The organism is Thioclava electrotropha (assembly GCF_002085925.2).
Taxonomy (GTDB): Bacteria; Pseudomonadota; Alphaproteobacteria; order Rhodobacterales; family Rhodobacteraceae; genus Thioclava; species Thioclava electrotropha.
The window spans coordinates 138,766-155,773 of sequence record NZ_CP053562.1; the positions used below are offsets into that span (position 1 = coordinate 138,766).

General features: G+C 63.5%; 18 protein-coding genes and 1 tRNA gene. 8 read left to right on the forward strand and 11 right to left on the reverse strand.

Features of this window, described 5'->3' with window-relative positions; all coding sequences use genetic code 11:
* Positions 1 to 10 precede the first annotated feature (10 nt).
* Positions 11 to 736, forward strand: coding sequence for a flagellar basal body L-ring protein FlgH (gene flgH / locus AKL02_RS00695; RefSeq protein WP_078541761.1), 726 nt, complete (start codon positions 11 to 13; stop codon positions 734 to 736).
* Between the two features lie 9 nt (positions 737 to 745).
* Complete coding sequence (locus AKL02_RS00700; RefSeq protein WP_083076475.1) at positions 746 to 1,276, forward strand: flagellar basal body-associated FliL family protein; 531 nt, start codon at positions 746 to 748, stop codon at positions 1,274 to 1,276.
* A gap of 42 nt (positions 1,277 to 1,318) precedes the next feature.
* On the opposite strand, the gene AKL02_RS00705 is transcribed toward AKL02_RS00700, so the two are convergent.
* The 10 genes from AKL02_RS00705 to AKL02_RS00750 all read right to left on the reverse strand — a co-directional run bounded on the left by AKL02_RS00705 (position 1,319) and on the right by AKL02_RS00750 (position 11,171).
* The gene (locus AKL02_RS00705) at positions 1,319 to 1,687 is read right to left on the reverse strand and encodes a hypothetical protein (RefSeq protein WP_083076471.1); all 369 of its coding nucleotides are present in this window, start codon (positions 1,685 to 1,687) and stop codon (positions 1,319 to 1,321) included.
* Entirely contained in the window at positions 1,675 to 2,766 is a 1,092-nt protein-coding gene (locus tag AKL02_RS00710) for an EscU/YscU/HrcU family type III secretion system export apparatus switch protein (protein ID WP_083076468.1), read from the reverse strand. The genes AKL02_RS00705 and AKL02_RS00710 overlap by 13 nt, the downstream gene beginning before the upstream one ends.
* The gene (locus tag AKL02_RS00715; RefSeq protein ID WP_232621685.1) at positions 2,763 to 3,446 is read right to left on the reverse strand and encodes a flagellar biosynthetic protein FliR; all 684 of its coding nucleotides are present in this window, start codon (positions 3,444 to 3,446) and stop codon (positions 2,763 to 2,765) included. Before AKL02_RS00715 ends, AKL02_RS00710 begins: the two co-directional genes overlap by 4 nt.
* 101 nt (positions 3,447 to 3,547) lie before the next feature.
* Positions 3,548 to 5,632 carry a flagellar biosynthesis protein FlhA gene (flhA, locus tag AKL02_RS00720; protein ID WP_083076461.1) on the reverse strand — a complete coding sequence of 695 codons (2,085 nt, stop codon included), beginning with the start codon at positions 5,630 to 5,632 and terminating at the stop codon, positions 3,548 to 3,550.
* Positions 5,632 to 6,378 (reverse strand): transglycosylase SLT domain-containing protein, encoded by a 747-nt coding sequence (locus tag AKL02_RS00725; RefSeq protein ID WP_083076458.1) that lies wholly within the window; start codon positions 6,376 to 6,378, stop codon positions 5,632 to 5,634. Before AKL02_RS00725 ends, flhA begins: the two co-directional genes overlap by 1 nt.
* Before the next feature lie 84 nt (positions 6,379 to 6,462).
* Positions 6,463 to 8,772 carry an NACHT domain-containing protein gene (locus AKL02_RS00730; RefSeq protein ID WP_083076454.1) on the reverse strand — a complete coding sequence of 770 codons (2,310 nt, stop codon included), beginning with the start codon at positions 8,770 to 8,772 and terminating at the stop codon, positions 6,463 to 6,465.
* Complete coding sequence (gene motA, locus AKL02_RS00735; RefSeq protein ID WP_078522271.1) at positions 8,769 to 9,638, reverse strand: flagellar motor stator protein MotA; 870 nt, start codon at positions 9,636 to 9,638, stop codon at positions 8,769 to 8,771. The genes AKL02_RS00730 and motA overlap by 4 nt, the downstream gene beginning before the upstream one ends.
* 77 nt (positions 9,639 to 9,715) lie before the next feature.
* Entirely contained in the window at positions 9,716 to 10,318 is a 603-nt protein-coding gene (locus AKL02_RS00740) for a MotE family protein (RefSeq protein WP_078522272.1), read from the reverse strand.
* Entirely contained in the window at positions 10,315 to 10,668 is a 354-nt protein-coding gene (locus AKL02_RS00745; RefSeq protein WP_083076450.1) for a hypothetical protein, read from the reverse strand. Before AKL02_RS00745 ends, AKL02_RS00740 begins: the two co-directional genes overlap by 4 nt.
* An 11-nt stretch (positions 10,669 to 10,679) precedes the next feature.
* A complete protein-coding gene (locus AKL02_RS00750) occupies positions 10,680 to 11,171 on the reverse strand; it encodes a flagellar basal body-associated FliL family protein (RefSeq protein WP_083076447.1) in 492 nt (163 codons plus the stop codon).
* A gap of 158 nt (positions 11,172 to 11,329) precedes the next feature.
* On the opposite strand from AKL02_RS00750, the gene fliF reads away from it, so the two are divergent.
* Genes fliF through fliP form a run of 4 tightly spaced genes read left to right on the forward strand, consistent with a single transcriptional unit; the run spans position 11,330 to position 14,564 of the window.
* Entirely contained in the window at positions 11,330 to 12,919 is a 1,590-nt protein-coding gene (gene fliF / locus AKL02_RS00755; protein WP_232621805.1) for a flagellar basal-body MS-ring/collar protein FliF, read from the forward strand.
* Positions 12,916 to 13,515 (forward strand): FliH/SctL family protein, encoded by a 600-nt coding sequence (locus AKL02_RS00760; protein WP_133051932.1) that lies wholly within the window; start codon positions 12,916 to 12,918, stop codon positions 13,513 to 13,515. Before fliF ends, AKL02_RS00760 begins: the two co-directional genes overlap by 4 nt.
* Positions 13,508 to 13,786, forward strand: coding sequence for a FliM/FliN family flagellar motor switch protein (locus AKL02_RS00765; RefSeq protein WP_078522277.1), 279 nt, complete (start codon positions 13,508 to 13,510; stop codon positions 13,784 to 13,786). The genes AKL02_RS00760 and AKL02_RS00765 overlap by 8 nt, the downstream gene beginning before the upstream one ends.
* Before the next feature lies 1 nt (position 13,787).
* Complete coding sequence (gene fliP, locus AKL02_RS00770; protein ID WP_083076436.1) at positions 13,788 to 14,564, forward strand: flagellar type III secretion system pore protein FliP; 777 nt, start codon at positions 13,788 to 13,790, stop codon at positions 14,562 to 14,564.
* A 75-nt stretch (positions 14,565 to 14,639) separates the two neighbouring features.
* Here fliP and AKL02_RS00775 read toward each other — a convergent pair.
* A tRNA-Lys gene (locus AKL02_RS00775) sits at positions 14,640 to 14,715 on the reverse strand.
* Positions 14,716 to 14,821: 106 nt separating this feature from the next.
* Between AKL02_RS00775 and dapF the strand changes: the two genes are divergently transcribed.
* Entirely contained in the window at positions 14,822 to 15,658 is an 837-nt protein-coding gene (gene dapF / locus AKL02_RS00780) for a diaminopimelate epimerase (RefSeq protein WP_083076433.1), read from the forward strand.
* Entirely contained in the window at positions 15,655 to 16,917 is a 1,263-nt protein-coding gene (gene mtaB, locus AKL02_RS00785) for a tRNA (N(6)-L-threonylcarbamoyladenosine(37)-C(2))-methylthiotransferase MtaB (protein WP_083076429.1), read from the forward strand. The genes dapF and mtaB overlap by 4 nt, the downstream gene beginning before the upstream one ends.
* Positions 16,918 to 17,008: the final 91 nt, after the last annotated feature.

Here is a 17,008-nt window from a genome sequence, read left to right on the forward strand (position 1 = left end):
GGAATTTGCGATGAAATCTCCTGCCCTGTTGCTTTTGTCGATCACGCTCATCGCCTGCGGGCGGCTCGAGCAGGTCGGTAAGGCGCCCGGATTTACGCCGGTCGAAGGCGGCAACGAGTTCTACGCCATGGCCTCCTCGCCGCTGCCCGTCACGACAGAGTCGCGCAGCCCTGAACAAGAAGCCTCTCTTTGGTCCGGTGCGCGCAATTCCCTGTTGGGCGACCCACGCGCCGCCAAACGCGGCGATATCCTCACCGTCGTGATTGAGATTAACGATAAGGCCGAAATCTCGAATTCGACGGGTCGCTCGCGCAGCGGGTCCGACACGATGGGAGTGACCTCGATGCTCGGCATTCCGCAGCGGATCGACAAGCGCCTGCCCGCCGGGGCGAGCATGGCCGACGCCGTCTCGACCAATTCGAATTCGACCTATTCCGGCGACGGGCAGGTATCGCGCAACGAGAAACTGACCCTGCGCGTGGCCGCAACGATCATCGAGACGCTCCCGAATGGCGTGTTGCGCATTCAGGGCAGCCAGGAGGTGCGGGTGAATTTCGAGGTGCGCGAGCTGATCGTCACCGGTTTCGTGCGCCCCGCCGATGTGAGCCGCCAGAACGAGATCACCTATGACAAGATCGCTGGCGCGCGGATTTCCTATGGCGGGCGCGGGCAGATCACCGATGTGCAGCAACCGCGCTACGGCCAGCAGATCGCCGATATTCTCCTGCCCTTCTGAGGTTCCGCAATGCTTGGTAAACTCCTCCCGCTTCTCCTCGGTCTGATCGGCCTCGCCGGCGGCGGCGCGGCAGGATATTTCCTGCGTCCCGCCCCACCGCCCGCAGAACAACCCACCGACTCGGCCGCTGCGGAGGCGGCAGCAGGAGATCACGGCGCCGCACCAGAGGCTCATGGGGCCCCGGCCGCTGCCGACCCTGGGGCCGAGGGCGATGTCACCTCCGAATTCGTCAAGCTCAACAACCAGTTCATCGTGCCGCTGGTAACCGAGTCGCGCATCTCCGGCATGGTCATCCTGTCGCTCAGCCTCGAGGTGAAGGTCGGTGAGACCGAGGCCGTCTATCGCGCCGAGCCGAAACTGCGCGATGCGTTCCTGCAGGTGCTGTTCGATCATGCGAATACGGGGGGATTTCAGGGCCTGTTCACGGATTCCGCGAACATGTCGCGCCTGCGTCGGGCCCTGACCGAGACCGCGCGCAGCATTCTCGGTCCCGGTGTCCTTGCGGTTCTGGTCTCCGATATCGTGCGTCAGGACAGCTAGGTCAGATCCGCGATATCTGCGACAGACGAGAGATCCCGCGCCTCAGCGCGGCGCGCCTCGTTTCGGGTGACCAAGTTTCGTGACAACGTCATGGCGGCCCACCGCGCGCGCGGTTGCGCCATGCTGCGCAGCAAGCGCGGGGTCGAGATCCGTCCGCGCGGCGCGTAGCCGCGTGTCTTCCAGCGACAGGTAGCGCAAATAGGCGAGGGTGTTTTGCCCGGAGGCGGGTTCCTGCGCGAGCGTCTCCCGAATCGACCGCTCCTCCGCCTGAAGGCTGGCAATTCGCGCATCGAGCGCGCGCGCCCGGGCGTTCAGCCGTGCGAGCGCAGCCAACTCCGCCTCCCGCTGCATACGGGTCAATCGGGCGAGTGCCGCCAGCTGCTTTACCTGCAATTTGCTCATTTGCGCCATGCCGAACCTCCGCGGGCCGCCTTGCGCATCTTCTCCGCAAAGCGGATCGCGGCCGCCACGGGTTTGTAATGCTCCGGCCGGATTTCCTCGCCGATCTCGATCGCCGCGAACAGCGCCCGCGCGGTCGGCGGGTCCGAATGCACGGGCACCGCGTTCTCCGCCGCGATCTCGCGGATCCGCGCCGCGATCGCATCGACCCCTTTCGACAGGCAGACCGGTGCACGACCCGAGGCGCGATCCCACTTCAGCGCGACCGCGTAATGGGTCGGGTTGACGATCACGACATCGGCCTTGGCGGTGTCGGGAACCGATTGCCGCATCGCAAGCTCCATCCCCTTCTGACGTCTCTGTGCCTTCAGATGAGGATCGCCTTCGGATTGTTTCATTTCGTCGGTCAATTCCTTGCGCGTCATCCGGTTGCGGCGCAGGAATTCGGACCGCTGCCAAAGATAGTCGATCGCGCCCATCGTGGCGGCGAGGGCAGTGACGATCATCAGAAACTCGGCGATCATCCGAAACAGCAGCCCCACGATCTGCACCGTTTCGAGGCGCTGCGTGAGCAAAATCAGATCGGCGCGCGCCCTGAGGTAAATGAAAAGAATCGTCGCGATCACCGCGAGTTTCGTCGCGCTCTTGGCGAATTCGAACAGCCCGCTGCGTCCGAATTTCTGCGCAGCATTCTTCAGCGGATTGATTCGGCTGAGCTTTGGCTGGATCTTGTCGGGCGCGACCACGATCGCGCGTTGTGCCCAGTAGGCGACGAGCGCGGCGATCATCGGCACCACGAAAAACGGCGCGAGCGGCACGAGCAGCGTGCCGATGATCCGCCCGCCCAGGGCCGTCCCGCCACCAAGAAACTGCGCGGCCATCTCATCGGCGCGATCCAGCATTGCCATCGCCCCACTGCCGAACCGCGTCACGCTGTAGATACCCAGGCCGAGCAGTGTCGCGAGAAAACTGCCATAGACGGCGGCCACGGAAATCTCGGTCGAGCGCACCAGATCGCCCTTGCGCCGCGCTTCCTCCAACTTCTGCGGGGTTGGATCGAATTCCTTTTCGCCGGCTTCGTCTTCGCTCATTGCACGGCTCCGAACGGGTTGCCGAGGAAGGCCATGACCGCCTCGCGCCAGATCGCGATGGCAGTGGGCGCGCAGAGGGCAAGCAGGATCAGACCGCCTGCCGTGAGCGCCGGGGCGCCGACGAACGCGACCATGAGCTGCGGCATGGCTCGGTTAATTGCGCCAAGCGCGACGTTGTAAATCAGCCCGGTGACCGCGAAGGGGGCGGCGAGCTTGAAGGCGAGCGAAAACGCATGCGCGACACCCGAGACGCCCCAGCGCCGCAGCGCATCCGGATCGGGCCATTCGCCCACCGGTAACACCTGATAGGTTCCGATCAGAAACTCGATGAGCTGGACGTGAAATCCGAGGCTCATCAGCACCGCGATTCCGGCGATCAGCAGGACATTTCCGATTGCGGGTTGCGGTTCCCCGCCCATTCCGCCGAGCAGCTGGGAGAGCGAACTCGACTGCGCCGCCATTGTGCCTGCGATTTGCAAAGCGAAGACAAAGGCGCGCAATCCGAAGCCGAGAAAGAGGCCGATCGCGATTTCCGAGGCCAGCCACAGCGGCAGAACCGTCCCTTGGTCGAAACTGGCGAGCGTCGGTGCGAGGGCCGGAACCGACACCAGGGTTATCGCAAGTGCGACCCCCGTCTTGATCCGCGCCGGCAGGCTCGTCTCGCCAAAGCCCGGGGCCATGGCGACAATCCCGCCCACCCGCAGCAAGACAATGAAACCTATGAACAAAAAGCTTCGTGCTTGCTGCAGGACTTCGCTGAGCAGATCGAGAAGCGACGGGCTCATGCAGGGACCTGTCCGACCATCGCGGGCCGCGCCTCCAGGCCGATTTCTTCGTAGCTCAGGACCGGTGCGTTCAGCCCTTTCGCGTTGATGACCGTACGCAAAAACCGCCGCCTGCGCCCTGAAGAGACCAGTGCCGGGAAGGTCCCCGCTTGGGCCGCCCCGGCGAGTTTCTCGGCGATATTCGCCGCCAGCGTGTTGAATAGGTCAGGTGGCAAGGCGACATCACTGCCCGCCTCGCCCCCGATCGTGTATTTTCCGAAGCGTTCCTCCCAATCGGGCGCCAGTTGGATCAGGGGAATCGTGCCGTCCTCGCGACGCAGATCGGCAACGAGCTGGAAGCCGAGGCGCTGCCGCACATGTTCGCAGATCTGCTCGGGGCTTTGCAGGTGGCGCGCTTCCGAGATTGCCTCGACGATCAGCAGAAGGTTGCGGATCGAGACCCGTTCATCGAGCAGTAGCCTTAACACCGAAAGCAGTAGATCGACCGGCACCTTGTCGGGGATGAGCTCGTCGAGAACGCGTCGATTGGCCTGTGCGCGTGTCGGATCGGAGAGGTTCGCGACTTCGTCGAGCAGCCGCCGCAGCGCCCGCAACGTCATCAGCCGAGAGAAATTCGCCTTGATCACTTCGAGAAGATGCGTCGCGAGCACCTCCGTCGGCCCGACCACCGTCGAGCCGGCGAGCGCCGCGTCTTCCTGCTGATGGGCGGGCACCCAAAGCGCGGGCGCGTGGAACACCGGTTCGCGCACTTCTTCGCCGTCTGGAAGGAATTCGCGATTGTCCGCGATCAGCGCAAGAACATGCTCCGGCATCAGCCGATCGCGCGCCTGCTCCACCCCCTGAACGCGGATGCGGTAATGACCGGGCGGCAAAGTGGCGTCGTCGGTCAGCCGAATTTCAGGGAGGATCAATCCGAAATTCGCCGCGACGTGATTGCGCATGTTGGATATGCGCGCGTCCAGACCCGTCGCCGGATCGAGCGCCATCTTGACCAGATCCGGGGCGAATTCGACATGGATATCGTCGATGTCGAGTACGTCACCCATGGATTTCTGCTTCGGTCCGGTCTCCGGCGCGGGCATTTTCATCGCCTCGCGCCGTGCGCGCGCCCGTTCGGCGCGCCGTAGCATATAGGCTGCTGTGCCGAGGATGATGGCCCCCGCGGTGAAAGGCAGGAAGGGGAGGCCCGGCACGAGACCGAAAAGCGCCATCAAGACCGCAACGGTGGTCAGGGCGGCCGGATATTTCCCAAGCTGGCGGAATAGCTGCAGATCGGTGGAGCCTTTCGCCCCGCCGCGCGACAGCAAGATGGCCGCTGCGATCGAGATGATGACCGCCGGTATCTGGCTGACGAGGCCGTCGCCGACCGTGAGGATCGCATAGGTCTCAAGCGCGCGATCGAGCGGCATTCCATGCACGACGGTGCCGATAAGCAGCCCGACCACGAGGTTGAGCATCGTGATTAATAGCCCGGCAACCGCGTCCCCTTTGACGAATTTGGATGCCCCGTCGAGCGAGCCGAAAAAGGTGGTTTCCGCCTGCTCGCGTTCGCGCCGCTCTCGCGCCTCGGCATGGTCGATGGCGCCCGCATTCATGTCGCTGTCAATCGCGAGCTGCTTACCCGGCATCGCGTCGAGCGCGAAGCGCGCGCCGACCTCGGCCATGCGCCCCGCGCCTTTGGTGATCACGATGAAATTCACAATCAGGATGACGCAGAACACGACCAGCCCGATCAGGACCGAGCCGCTCATGATGAAATTCGCGAACCCTTCGATAACGCCGCCCGCCGCACCCGTGCCCGTGTGTCCGTTTCCGATGATGAGTTTCGTCGAGGTAACGTTGAGCGACAGCCGCAGCATGAGCGTCGCGAGGAGAATGGTGGGGAAGGCGGAGAAATCGAGCGGACGTTCGATGAAAAGTGTGACGGTGAAGATCAGGATCGCGAGGGCGAACGAGGTCGCGAGGCCAATGTCGAGAATCCAGGAGGGCACCGGAAGGATCATCATCGCGATGACCGCCATCAGCGCGAGTGCCAGCAGGATCGTTGGCTGAAACGCGCGTTGTAGGAGCGTCGGCGCCATCACATCCCTCGCGCTTTTCGCGCGGCACGCGCGAATAGGGAGGCGCCCGGGGCACCGCCCGGCCGGGGCGGCTCTGCGTCTTTCGACCTGAGCAGAAGCGGGTAGCCGTTTTCTCGGCGTTGTTCTTGGGACGCGCTTTGTGCCAGCACGATGTCGGGAATATCAGGCAATGGACTGGCCGCGGCGGCGGAAGTGGTCATCACGTCTTTCGGGCCGCTCCTGCCTTCGAGTTTCGCGAAAAACCGGGCAAAGCGTGTCGAATAGCTTTTCGCATGCTTGGGCGTGCGCGAGTGATAGGCGCCCGCCGCCCTCTTCCAGTCACCGCTTTCTGCGTAGAGCGATTTCAGAAATTGCGCCGCATATCGGGCGTTTTCCAACGGGTCGAACATGTCTTCGATCGATGAGAAATGCTGCCCGTGCCATTTGAAATTGATCTGGAAACAGCCGACGTCGAAGCTTCGCGCGCCGCGTTTGAATTCCTTGAAAACGTAAGCGAGCGCCAAATTCCGGCGGTCGAACCAATGCCCAGCGCCTTCCATATTCACGGTCCACGGCCACGGCTCGAAGCCACCCGCGCCTTTTCGTCCGGTCTCATTTAGCGAGATCGCCATGAGCACCGCATAAGGAACGCCGCTTTCGCGCGAGGCTTGCTTCGCGGCGGCCTCGCATAGCTGGGGTTGCCCCGCCGCGGATAGCGGAACGAGGGTTAGACAGAGAACATACAGAGCCCGCCGAAACCAAGGCATGGGATTTCCCCTTTGCAGTGCAATTCTTGCAAACCCAGACCTAGCGGCCAAAGATTTAGAAACCGTTTGCGCCGTTTAGGCGCGTCATTCCTGTGCGGACGGCAAGGCAAGACGGTCGAGCATTTTCGACAACGTTTCTCGCTCGGCTTGGCTTCGCTCCAAGAGGCTGCGCGCCTGAGTGATCGGGCCGCCTTGGATATCCGTCCCAGGCGAAGGCGCCGCACCGAAGGTTTCCAAAAACTGCTTCTCCACCGCATCGGGCGAGGTCTCCAGGTTTGACCAGTCGCCCTTATGCCAGGACTGTGCGCGCGCATCTTCTCGATTGCCCGCGCGAAGGTAGGCGGCGCGCGCGTCGTCGTGTCGACCGAGCCGGGACAAAGCCTCCGCCCGGAGTTGCTCGACTTGCTGACCGCCGAGGTCTTTCAGATGGGCGAGAGCAGCTGCAGGGTCCAACTCAAGAAGCGCTGCCCGAGCGAGCAGCGTTTTGTCCTGCTCCGTCAGTGGCGCGGCCTTGCCGAGGAGGCGCACGGCGACTGCCGGCATTCCCAGAGAGATTGCGCGTTCGGCCAATTCTTGTCGCAGGTCCGGTATCTGTGCGACTTCCTCGGCAAGTGGCAATTCGTCATAGAGGGTGCGAAGGAAAGCCGCGTCGCTGGCTTGACCAACTAACCGTGTGAATATTGCCGCGAGCGTGCCGTTTGAGTCCGCGATCATGGTCGCATCGGCATAGATCTCAAAAGCTTTAGGAAATTCGGAATTCGCGGCGTGCCCGATCGCAGCGATGCGCCGCAGCTCCGGTGCCTCCGGCGCTTTGGCAAGTTCGAAGGCGAGCGCCTCAGCATTGGCGAGAGATGCCGGATCGACCTCTCCGCCCGCATCGATCTGGCCGTTGAGCCATAAGATCAACGCGCGCAAGCCCTGCTCTGAATTCGTTTTCGAAAGCGCCTCAAGGTTACCCAAAGCTTGTGGATCCGCTTCTTTCGCTTGAATTTCCGCCTCCACTGTATCAAGCGCAGTTCGATCCTCCGTGGTTATTCGGCTGACCGCAGGTTCGAGAGACCGTGCCACATCCGCTGCCCCAATTTGCGTGAGCCTAGCCACAAGCTTTGGTGCCAGGGAACGTCGCAGATCCGCCGGAAGTGCTTCGAAATTTCGGCGGAGCGCGGCGAATGCGACATCTCGTTTTTCGGGCGGCGGGTCTGATGCAAGGAAAGCCCAAAGCGCGACCGCACCATCGCAATCTGTGAGCCGCGCGAGCGGCGATGCGGCGGCGGCAGGGTCCTGATCGAGGATCGATCCGACAAAGAGCAGAGCATCTTTGCCAGGACCATCCTTACCCATGTCGCGCAAAAGCGCGCGGGATTCCGTCCCGAAGCCGAAGGCGATGTATAGCCTTGCCAAAGCCATCACCTTACGCGGGTTGGGGACGTCGAATTCGCCCAAAAGATCACGGCGTGCATCGCTGATCTGCGCGAAGGCCGGGCGCTCGTCGATCCAGCTCGCGAGGTCGAAATATCGATCGGGAGGGCATTCGGATACCTCCAGTTGCGTCTGGGGTGGCGTGACGAGATGATCTCGATCGATCACGGTCATCGAATCGACGGCGAGATGCGGCGGCAGTGTCGGCGCGGGTGGACCCATAGGATCGTCGGCGCTCTCCGTGGGCGTCTCGCTTGCCGGAGAGTTTGCTTGTTGCCCGCTCCTAGAGGGCTGGGCCTTCGAAGGCTTCACCTGAGCCGAGACGAGCCCCTGCGATGCCGCCCGCGAAATCTGGCGTAAGAGGCTCTCTTCAATGCCATCAAGTCGCGGATCCGGTTTCGGCGGGATTTGCGGTTTAGGCGCGCTATCCGAGATCGTCACCGGCGCAGCGGTGGTTTCGCGCATATGCGGCGGCTGCCAGAAGAGGTCGAGATAGTCCCGTCCAATCGCGACGGGCTGAACGGTTCTAAGCCGGGGCGGGGAGGATGGCCGCGGCGCATTCGTTGGCGAAGATTTGGCCCGATCGCGCACGGCCCCAGCTGGCGCCAGCGCGGCTTGAGCTGGGGGGGCATCCTTGAGGTCGATGACGAATGCACCGCTTTCGAGAGTAAAGGTTTCGGGAACGACCTCGGGAGCGAGTTTCAGACGAAGCGTGCCATCCGGTTCAGCAATAAGTGCTTTCAACCTCTCACGCGGGATCAACTCGAACACGTTCTGAATCGCATATTGCGGATCTGATGCGTCGGTCGCGAGGCGAAAACCTCCATCTACGGGTGCAAGAGCCCGACTGGCCGATGCGGGCAGATAGACCACGAGGCGGGAAAAGCCGTCATGTTCGCCCGATTTGACCGGAATTGGCGTGGCATAAGCCAGGGTGAAGGGCAGCAGCAAAAGAAGCGCGATCCAGAACCTCATGCCGCCTCCGATTTCACCGACTTCAAGGCCTCCTCGAGGTCGGAGAAGCTTGGGCGAATGTGGTGGGGCGTGTTCTGGCGACCGACCTCAATGCAGATATTGGTTGCGTGATTGTGCAGGTTGGCGATCAACACCTCGCGGATCAGTTTGTAGAAGTGGCTATCTTCGTCGATCACCCCCTTCATCCGGCTCGCGAAGGGGGCGATGAACCCGTAGGCGAGGAACACGCCGAGAAAGGTCCCGACAAGCGCGCCCCCGATCATCTTGCCGAGAATTTCGGGGGGCTGGTCGATCGACCCCATGGTCTTGATGACCCCGAGCACCGCCGCGACGATCCCGAGCGCGGGCATCGCGTCGGCAACCGACTGCATCGCGTGGCTCGAATGCATGGCGTGGTGGTAATTCGCCTCGAGCTGCTTATCGAGCACCTCTTCCACTTGCATGGGGTCGTCGTAATTCATCGAGGCCGATCGCATCGTATCGCAGATGATGTCGATCGCCTCGTGATCGTGCAGGATTTTCGGATACTTCCCGAAAATCGAAGAGCTCTCCGGGTCTTCGATATGCTCTTCGATCGCGACGGGGTTCTGACGGGCAAGCCGGATCAGTTCGAACAACAGGCAAAGAAGATCGCGGTAGTCGTCGGGCTTCCATTTCGGTCCTTTGAAAACCTTTCCGACATCCTTCAGCGTGTGCTTGATCGAGGCCATGTCGTTCGACAGAACGAAGGCGCCGACGGCGGCGCCGCCGATCATGATCATCTCGAAGGGCAGCGATTTCAGGATGATCCCCATCTTCCCGCCCGCCGCGACATAGCCGCCGAAAACCATCGCGAAGATGATCACGATGCCGATGATGCCGATCATGGAAAGCCCCTTCCGTTTCTCTTGGGCGACTTTGAATGATTCGGTTTAAGAAATGCCCAAGACCCTTAACGTCTGCCTCAGTCGCGGGGCGCGCCTGCGTTGCGACCCGCCATCAGGACGCTGATCGCGTAGGCCGTTTTCGGCTCGAGGCTTTCCATAACCGCGGCTGCAGCAGCGGGGCGCATCCGTGCGAGAAAACCTGCGGCGAAATTCGGGTCCATTTCGGCGAAAAGCGGGGCGGCCTGTTTCGGCTTCATGTTCTCGTAAAGGGCGACGAGCTTTCCGACATCTTTCTCGGCCGCGCCATCTGCCACGGCCACGGTCTTGGACAGCGCCTCTTCCGCTGCAACGAGATCATTCAGCCGCGCTTCCAACCGGGTTTCCGCGAGAGCGAGCGCATTGCGGCGGTCGCTGAGCAGCCCTTCCTGTTCGACGAGTTTCGCCTCGCGCACCTTGAGATCTGCAAGCATTGCCATGAACCCCGCGTCGTCGATACAATCGTCTTCCGGTTTTGCCGCTTCGGTCTCATGCGCGGGGCCGGTCGCCTCGCGCGCCCAGGCTCCGAATTGCGCAAGCTGCAATCCGCCGGACAGGACGAAAAGCGCGGCGATGATCCAGAGCGCACCGCGACCCGGGCGGGATTTGCGACGGCCGGGTTTGCGCTTGGGCAGACGGCTCATTGCGCCGCCTCCATATCCGTTTCCCGGTGCCGTCGGCGCAGCACACGGCGGCGCGGTTCGCCGTCTTCGGGCAGATCGTGCAGCGAGGCCAGAAGCAGTTCGAGCTTCTCTGCGCCTGCTTCCGCGCGTTCCGTCAGGGCGCGCAATTGCCGCTCGGATGTGCCCGCGGTCGCCTGCGCCCGCTCGAGCGCGCGTGTCATGTCATCGACCTGTGCGGACAGCACGGCGATCGCCCCGCCCATCCCGGTCTCCAGCTGATTGAACCGCTTGAGTCTGCGCGCGAGCACGAAGCAATAAATCGCCGCCGCCAAGGCCGCGAGTCCGGATGTGATTTCGGCAAGGAATTGCATTGCTCTCTCCCTCAGTTCAGCACGAATTCGATGACCAGAAGGTCGCGCACGCGCCCGTCTCCGGTGACCAGTTGCACCCGCCGCAACATCTGCGCGCGCAGGCGCATCATCGCGCTTGGATCCTCCAGAAGGCTGACATCGACCGCGCGCAAATACCCGTTCAGCACATCCATCACGCGCGGCTTCAAAAGCTCCACGTCATGTTGATAGGCGCTGGGCACCTCAAGCTCGGCCGCGAACCGCAGGTGACGCGCGGATGCCCCGCTCAGCGTGATCGCGAGCGGTTCGAGTGCGACATAGGCGATATCGGGAAGCGCCTCGGGCGTGTGCGTCTCCGGCCCGGCAGCACCGTGTGCCGTGTCCGGAGGCGCGAGAATCAGCCCCGAATAGACCGCGTAGAACCCCCCGCCGCCCAGCAAAAGCATGAGCACGAGACCGACCATGAGCATCAGCTTGGACTTTTTCTTGGGTGGCTCTTCGGCCTCTGCAGTGGCGTCCGTCATAGGGGCCTCGCTGTTGCGGTTCGAGACTTGGAATACCCGAGTCGGACTAACCGATTGTTAATCGCATTAAGGGAAGGTGCCTGCGACGCTCGGGTAGAACGCCCGCTCTCTGGAGGTTCGTCTTGCAGCAACTCATCGACACTTGGGCCGGCCTGGATATGCGCAGGAAACTCGCCGCAATTTTTGGGGTGATCGCCATGATCGCCACGGTTTTCGCCATCGGGTCGATCGCGTCGAAGCCGACGCTTGCGCTGCTTTACGCGGGGCTTGGCAGCTCGGAAGCGGGGGAGGTGATCTCGGCGCTCGAACAGCGCGGCGTGGCCTACGAGGTGCGTGGCGATTCGATTTTCGTGGCCGCACCGCAGCGCGACGAATTGCGGATGACGCTTGCCTCGCAAGGTCTGCCCGCAACCGGTGGCGCGGGCTACGAGCTGCTCGATTCGCTGTCGGGTTTCGGCACGACCTCGCAGATGTTCGACGCGGCCTATTGGCGCGCGAAAGAGGGGGAATTGGCGCGAACGATCGCCGCCGTGCCGTCGATCCGATCGGCACGGGTGCATATCGCGCATCCGACGAATATGCCGTTTCGCGGGACGCCCAAGCCGACCGCTTCGGTGACGATCACGCCGACGCTCGGGGGCTTGAGCGGCGCACAGGCAAAGGCGGTGCGCTATCTGGTGGCCTCGGCGGTGACCGGCATGACGCCCGAAGATGTCTCGGTGATCGACTCGGCGCGCGGGCTCATCCCCTTTAACGACAATCCCGCGCTGCCCGGCAGCGGGGAAGATCGCGCGCAAGCGTTGAAGCAGAATGTCGAACGGCTGCTCGAGGCGCGTGTGGGGCCCGGAAACGTCGTGGTCGAAGTGGCTCTCGACACCGCGACAGAGCGCGAGGCGATCACCGAAAGGCGCTTCGATCCGGAGGGGCGCGTGGCGATTTCCACCGATACGTCGGAGACCTCGAAGACCTCCGACTCGACCACGCCGCCGGCAACGACCGTCGCCTCTAACTTGCCCGATAACGGCACCGGCGCGACCGGAAAATCGCAAAGCCGCACGAGCGAGACCCGCGCGCGCACCAATTTCGAGGTGTCGGAGACGCGTCGCGAATTGCTGCGCGCGCCCGGCGCACTCAAGCGGCTCAGCGTGGCCGTCCTCGTCGATGGGGTGCGCGGGACCAATCCGGACGGAACGCCAAGCTGGGAGCCGCGCAGCGATGCCGAGCTGGCCGACCTGCGCGAACTCGTCGCCTCGGCGGTCGGGTTCGATGAGGCGCGTGGGGACGTGATCACCCTGCGGTCGATGCAGTTCGAGGCGCTGCCAGAGGCAGGAACCGTCGCAGGGCCCGGCTTCATCGACAGCATGGCGCTCGATCTGACGCAGATCATCCAGATCGCGGTCCTTGCGGTCGTCGCGCTCGTGCTTGGTCTTTTCGTCGCGCGCCCGATCCTGCTGCAGAAATCGCGTGCAGGCGCGGCGGAGTTGCCCGCGCCCAGCGCCACGGAGGAGGGCGCCACGGCGTCGACAGCGCTCACCGGTGAGATCGACGACAGGGAGATGCCCGATATGAACATGCAGCTGGTGTCCGATTTCGACCTCGGTGACCTGCCGATGGCGACACAGGCGGATTTCGACCTCGACCGTCCCACCGATCCAGTCGACCGATTGAAGAAGATGATTGAGGAGCGGCAGGCGGAAACCGTCGAAATCCTGCGTAGCTGGATGGAAGAGCCGTCGGAGAAAACATGATGGGGCAAAGGCTGAAACTCGAATCGTTTGAGCCCAACTCGACAGAGGCGGGGGAAATCGCGCTCGCGCCCGCCGAGTTGGAAGAGGTCAAGCTGGCCTCTTTCGAGACCGGATATCAGGCCGGGTGGGACGATGCAGTTGCCGCGCAGAATGCTGAAACTGCGCGGCTCCACGCCGATCTGGGGCGCAACCTTCAGGCGCTGGGCTTCACCTATCACGAAGCGCGCCAGCACATGCTCGACGCGCTCGAGCCGCTTCTGGTCGAGATCTGCGGCAAGCTTTTGCCCGAGCTTGCGCGCGCGTCGCTTGGCCCCGTCGTGGCCGAGCAGTTGATGCCGATTGCCGAGGATCTCTGCGCGACGCCGATCACGGTGGTCGGCAATCCGTCCGCATTGCCGCAGATTCAAGAGGCGCTCGCGCCACGTGCAGATTTGCCACTCGTCTTCGCGGCAGAGCCCAGCCTTGGCGAGGGTCAGGTCTATCTGCGCTTCGCCGATACCGAGACCCGCGTCGATCTCGACGCCGTCACCGCCGCCATTTCGCGCGCGGTCACGACCTATTTCACTGCCACCGCGAAGGACAAGCCCGATGAATGAGACCGCGCCGGACGCTTCGACCGCCAATCCCTTCACGCAGGTCCCGATCGAGATCACCATCTCGGTCGGAAAGGCCCGCCCGCTGGTGCGCGATTTGCTGCGCCTGAAGCGCGACGCTGTGCTGCCGCTTGACCGGAAAGTGGAGGATCCGGTGGAGCTGTATGTCGGGGACAAGCTGATAGCGCGCGGCGAGCTGACCGAGATCGATGGCAGCGACGGACAGCTTGCGGTGCGGCTTACCGAGGTGGCCGATCTGCAAAACGGGTTGTGAGATGCGCCCCCGCCCAATCTCTCCCGGCGCCGCCACGATATGCCTGCCAGCGCTTTGGCTCGTCCCGCTCGCCGCATTAACCTTAACGCTTGCGGCGCTGCCCGCGCAGGCTCAGGACATTACGCTCTCTGTCGGGGAAGGCGATAGCCTCGCGGGTCGCTCCTTGCTGATCATTGCGGCGATCACGCTGCTCAGCCTCGCGCCCGGGCTCGCGATCATGGTCACGGCCTTTCCGTTCATCGTCACGGTGCTGTCGATTCTGCGCCAAGCCCTCGGGTTGCAGCAATCGCCGCCGAATATGCTGATCATCAGCCTCGCGCTGTTCCTGACATGGTTCATCATGGAGCCGGTCTTCCTTGAGAGTTGGCGCGTCGCGGGCCAGCCCCTGATCGACGGCGCGATCGACTGGCAGGAGGCGTTCACCAAGGGGATCGAGCCTTTCCGCACCTTCATGGCCGGGCGCACCAATCCCGACACCTTCGCAGCTTTAGCCGAACTACGCAGCGGCACGCCCGCACCGGAAAGCCTGGAGGGCGCGCCGCTCTCGACTCTCGTGCCGTCCTTCATGCTGTCCGAAGTCACCCGTGCCTTCCAGATCGGCTTCCTCGTTTACCTGCCGTTTTTGATTATCGATCTCGTCGTCTCGGCGGTTCTGATGTCGATGGGGATGATGATGGTGCCGCCCGCGGTCGTGGCGCTTCCGTTCAAGCTTGCCTTTTTCGTGGTGGCCGACGGCTGGGTGCTGCTCTCGGGGGCCCTGGTGCGCAGTTATTTCTGACGCCGAGGGCGGCTCCCGTAACCGCAGACCCCAAAACGCAAAAACCCGGGCCGAAGCCCGGGTTTCTGAGGGTGATGGTGAGCCGTGCAGGATTCGAACCTGCGACCCACTGATTAAAAGTCAGTTGCTCTACCAACTGAGCTAACGGCCCATCACAGGGCGCGTCTCTACAAACCCCCGCCGGGGGGGTCAAGGCATAAAATTCACAAAAATTGCACATCTGGAAAAAACCTTGGCGCGGGCGTATATCGCGCGCCATGAATACAAAGCGCACACAGAGCGGACTGCCCTTCATGAAGATGCATGGGCTTGGCAATGACTTCGTCGTGATCGACGCCCGCGAGGGCGACGATCCGGTTACGCCTGCGCTCGCGCGTGCGCTCGGTGATCGGCATCGCGGCGTGGGATTCGACCAGCTCGCCGTGATCCGCCCCGCCCAAGGGGCTGATTTCACGCTCGATTTCTGGAACAACGATGGCACGCGGGCGGGTGCATGTGGGAATGCGACCCGCTGCGTGAGCGATTACATGATGCGCCAGCTTGGTCGGGAGAGTGTCACGCTGGTGACCGAACGCGGGCACCTCAGCGCGATCCGGCGCGATGACGGGATGGTCTCGGTCAATATGGGCGCGCCGATTCTCGAAGCAGCGCAAATTCCGATTCTGCCCGGCATCGATCCCGCGCATCTGCCGCTGGGCGGCGACCCGATCGCGGTCGGCATGGGCAACCCGCATTGCGTCTTCTTCGTGGACGACGCCGAGGCGGTCGAAGTGGATCGCCAAGGCCCGGTGATCGAGCATGATCCCCTGTTCCCCGAGCGCACCAATGTCGAATTCGCCAGCGTGATCGGTCCCGACCATCTGAGGATGCGCGTCTGGGAGCGCGGCACCGGCATCACGCTGGCCTGCGGCTCGGGCACCTGCGCCACCGCCGTCGCCGCGCAACTGCGGGGGCTCACCGGCAAGCGCGTCCTCGTCGAGGTCGATGGCGGCCAGCTGGAGATCGACTGGCGCGACGATGGCGTCTGGATGACCGGCCCCACCGCGCATGTCTTCGATGCGACCCTCACCCAAGATTTTCTGGACGCGATATGAAACCGCCCGTTTTCTCGACCCTCGGCTGCCGTCTCAATGCCTATGAGACGGAGGCGATGAAGGAATTGGCTGCAGGCGCCGGGCTCGAAGGGGCCGTGGTGGTCAATACCTGCGCCGTGACCGCAGAGGCCGTGCGCAAGGCCAAGCAGGAGATCCGCCGTCTGTCGCGCGAGAACCCGGACGTGCCGGTGATCGTGACGGGCTGCGCCGCGCAGACCGAGCCCGACACTTTCGCGGCGATGCCCGAGGTCACCAAGATCATCGGCAATCACGAGAAGATGCAGGCCGACACTTGGGCGCAGCTCGCCCCGCAAGGCCCCGATTTCATCGGCGAGACGGAGCGCGTCATGGTCGACGACATCATGTCGGTGAAGGAGACCGCCGGTCACCTGATCGACGGGTTCGGCCGCCATCGCGCCTATGTGCAGGTGCAAAACGGCTGCGATCACCGCTGCACCTTCTGCATCATCCCCTTCGGGCGCGGCAATTCGCGCTCCGTCCCGGCGGGCGTCGTGGTCGAGCAGATCAAGCGCCTCGTGGATCGCGGCTTCAACGAGGTCGTCCTCACCGGGGTCGATCTGACTTCTTGGGGCGCGGACCTGCCGGGCGAGCCGCGTCTGGGCGATCTGGTGATGCGAATCCTGCGCCTCGTGCCGGACCTGCCGCGCCTGCGCATCTCTTCCATCGACTCGATCGAGGCCGACGAGAACCTGATGCTGGCGATCGCGACTGAGCCGCGCCTGATGCCGCATCTGCATCTCAGCCTTCAGGCGGGCGACGACATGATCCTCAAGCGGATGAAGCGCCGCCACCTGCGCGACGATGCCATCGCCTTTACCGAGGAAGCGCGCAAGCTGCGCCCCGGGATCGTCTTCGGCGCGGACATCATCGCGGGCTTCCCGACCGAGACCGAGGAGATGTTCGAGAACTCCCTGCGGCTCGTCGATGATTGCGGGCTGACCTTCCTGCATGTCTTCCCCTATTCCGCGCGCAAGGGCACGCCCGCCGCGCGGATGCCGGCCGTGAAGGGCCCGATCGTCAAGGAACGGGCGGCCCGGCTGCGCGCGAAGGGAGAGGCCGCGCTGGCAGCGCATCTCGACGCGCAGGTCGGCACCGAACAGCTCGTGCTGACCGAGACCCCGCGCGTCGCGCGCACCGAAGGCTTTGCCGAGGTGGCGTTCGAAGCGGACCAGCCCGAAGGCACGCTGATGACCGTGCGCATCACCGGCCATGACGGGGCGCGGTTGCTGGCGGGGTAAAGGGGGCGCTGCCCCCTCGGCGCCGTGCGCCTCTCCCCCGGGATATTTGAGCCAAGCCGAAGGGGGCTTTCGTTTTTCGCAGCGTGAGCTA

Coding starts and splice junctions, on each gene's coding strand:
- flgH (WP_078541761.1), top strand. CDS start 11: ATGAAATCTCCTGCCCTGTTGCTTTTGTCGATCACGCTCATCGCCTGC.
- AKL02_RS00700 (WP_083076475.1), top strand. CDS start 746: ATGCTTGGTAAACTCCTCCCGCTTCTCCTCGGTCTGATCGGCCTCGCC.
- AKL02_RS00705 (WP_083076471.1), bottom strand. CDS start 1,687: ATGGCGCAAATGAGCAAATTGCAGGTAAAGCAGCTGGCGGCACTCGCC.
- AKL02_RS00710 (WP_083076468.1), bottom strand. CDS start 2,766: ATGAGCGAAGACGAAGCCGGCGAAAAGGAATTCGATCCAACCCCGCAG.
- AKL02_RS00715 (WP_232621685.1), bottom strand. CDS start 3,446: ATGGCCCCGGGCTTTGGCGAGACGAGCCTGCCGGCGCGGATCAAGACG.
- flhA (WP_083076461.1), bottom strand. CDS start 5,632: ATGGCGCCGACGCTCCTACAACGCGCGTTTCAGCCAACGATCCTGCTG.
- AKL02_RS00725 (WP_083076458.1), bottom strand. CDS start 6,378: ATGCCTTGGTTTCGGCGGGCTCTGTATGTTCTCTGTCTAACCCTCGTT.
- AKL02_RS00730 (WP_083076454.1), bottom strand. CDS start 8,772: ATGAGGTTCTGGATCGCGCTTCTTTTGCTGCTGCCCTTCACCCTGGCT.
- motA (WP_078522271.1), bottom strand. CDS start 9,638: ATGATCGGCATCATCGGCATCGTGATCATCTTCGCGATGGTTTTCGGC.
- AKL02_RS00740 (WP_078522272.1), bottom strand. CDS start 10,318: ATGAGCCGTCTGCCCAAGCGCAAACCCGGCCGTCGCAAATCCCGCCCG.
- AKL02_RS00745 (WP_083076450.1), bottom strand. CDS start 10,668: ATGCAATTCCTTGCCGAAATCACATCCGGACTCGCGGCCTTGGCGGCG.
- AKL02_RS00750 (WP_083076447.1), bottom strand. CDS start 11,171: ATGACGGACGCCACTGCAGAGGCCGAAGAGCCACCCAAGAAAAAGTCC.
- fliF (WP_232621805.1), top strand. CDS start 11,330: ATGCGCAGGAAACTCGCCGCAATTTTTGGGGTGATCGCCATGATCGCC.
- AKL02_RS00760 (WP_133051932.1), top strand. CDS start 12,916: ATGATGGGGCAAAGGCTGAAACTCGAATCGTTTGAGCCCAACTCGACA.
- AKL02_RS00765 (WP_078522277.1), top strand. CDS start 13,508: ATGAATGAGACCGCGCCGGACGCTTCGACCGCCAATCCCTTCACGCAG.
- fliP (WP_083076436.1), top strand. CDS start 13,788: ATGCGCCCCCGCCCAATCTCTCCCGGCGCCGCCACGATATGCCTGCCA.
- dapF (WP_083076433.1), top strand. CDS start 14,822: ATGAATACAAAGCGCACACAGAGCGGACTGCCCTTCATGAAGATGCAT.
- mtaB (WP_083076429.1), top strand. CDS start 15,655: ATGAAACCGCCCGTTTTCTCGACCCTCGGCTGCCGTCTCAATGCCTAT.